This window comes from Streptomyces sp. NPDC005925 (assembly GCF_040638805.1).
In the GTDB taxonomy this organism is placed as follows: Bacteria; Actinomycetota; Actinomycetes; order Streptomycetales; family Streptomycetaceae; genus Streptomyces.
Genome location: NZ_JBEXVL010000066.1, coordinates 1 through 1,423, shown reverse-complemented (window position 1 = coordinate 1,423; position 1,423 = coordinate 1). Strand labels below are relative to the sequence as shown.

Below are 1,423 nucleotides of genomic sequence, written 5' to 3'. Positions count from 1 at the left end.
AGGACCTGCTGGCGGAGGTCGCCCTGCCCGAGGCCGCCGGTGCTCACGACGGTCACGGCATCCACCCCGCCCTCCTGGACGCCACCCTCCACCCGCTCCTCGCCGCCCGTTTCCAGGAGGACTCCGAGGACGATCAGGTCTACGTACCGTTCGGGTGGTCCGGGGTGTCCCTGCACGCCGTCGGTGCCACGACCGTTCGTGTACGCCTTCGCCCGGTCGGGGAGAGCGCCGACCAGGGGCTGAGCGTGACGGTCACCGACGCGACCGGCGGTCCCGTCCTGAGCGTCGACTCCCTGCAGACACGGCCCGTGAAGCCCGGCCGGCTCGCAGCCGCCCCACACGAGGACGTGCGCGGTCTGTTCACGGTGGAGTGGTCGCCGCTTTCGGTTTCGCGGCCGGACCTGTCCGACGGTGCCGGCTGGGTGGTGCTCCCGCGTGGTGCCGGTCTGGGTGGGGTGGTGTCGTCGGGTGGTGAGGTGCCGTGGGCGGTGCTTGTTCCCGTGGGGCCGTCCAGGGGTGTGGGGCCGGTGGTTGTGGACCGGGTGTTGTCGTTGGTGCGGGAGTTCTTGGCCGTGCCGGAGTTGGCGGAGTCGCGTCTTGTCCTGGTGACGAGGGGTGCGGTGGTCACCGACGGCGGCCGTGAGGGTGACGGTCGTGGTGAGGTGGATGCGTCCGCGGCCGCGGTGTGGGGTCTGGTGCGCAGTGCCCAGTCGGAGCACCCGGGCCGCTTCGCCCTGCTCGACCTCGACACCGACACAGACACCGAGACCGACACCGACACCGACACCGACATCGATACCGACGACTACGTGGATGTCGACACCGTCCTCGGCGGGCGGCTGCCGCAGTCCGTTCTGCGTCAGGCCGTCCAGGACCTGGACGAGCCTCAACTCGCCCTGCGTGACCGGCAGCTCTACGTACCGCGCCTCGCCCGGGCACGCCGTTCGGCCGAACTCGTCGCGCCGCCCGGTGAGCCGGCGTGGCGCCTGCGGACGGTGAACGGGGGCTCGCTGGACGACCTGGCGGCCGTGGCCTGCCCGGAGGTCCTGGAACCCCTGGCGCCCGGACAGGTGCGTGTGTCGGTGCACGCGGCGGGCGTGAACTTCCGTGACGTCCTGGTCGCGTTGGGCATGGTTCCCGCGTACGGAGCCATGGGCGGCGAAGGCGCCGGTGTCGTGACGGAGATCGGCCCTGACGTCACCCACCTGTCGGTCGGGGACCACGTGATGGGCGTGTTCCAAGGTGCGTTCGGCCCCGTCGCGGTCGCCGAGGCGCGGATGGTGGCGCCGGTTCCGCAGGGCTGGGACATGCGGCAGGCGGCCGGGGTTCCGGCGGCGTTCCTGACGGCTTGGTACGGGTTGGTGGAGCTGGCCGGTCTGCAGGCGGGCGAGCGGGTGCTGATCCATGCCGGTACCGGTGGTGT

The 1,423-nt window shown here is 71.9% G+C and carries 1 protein-coding gene; it reads left to right on the top strand.

The features are described from left to right. Positions 1 to 1,423: polyketide synthase dehydratase domain-containing protein (locus ABZ354_RS28570; protein WP_358661614.1), on the top strand; the 1,423-nt coding region annotated here is incomplete at both ends.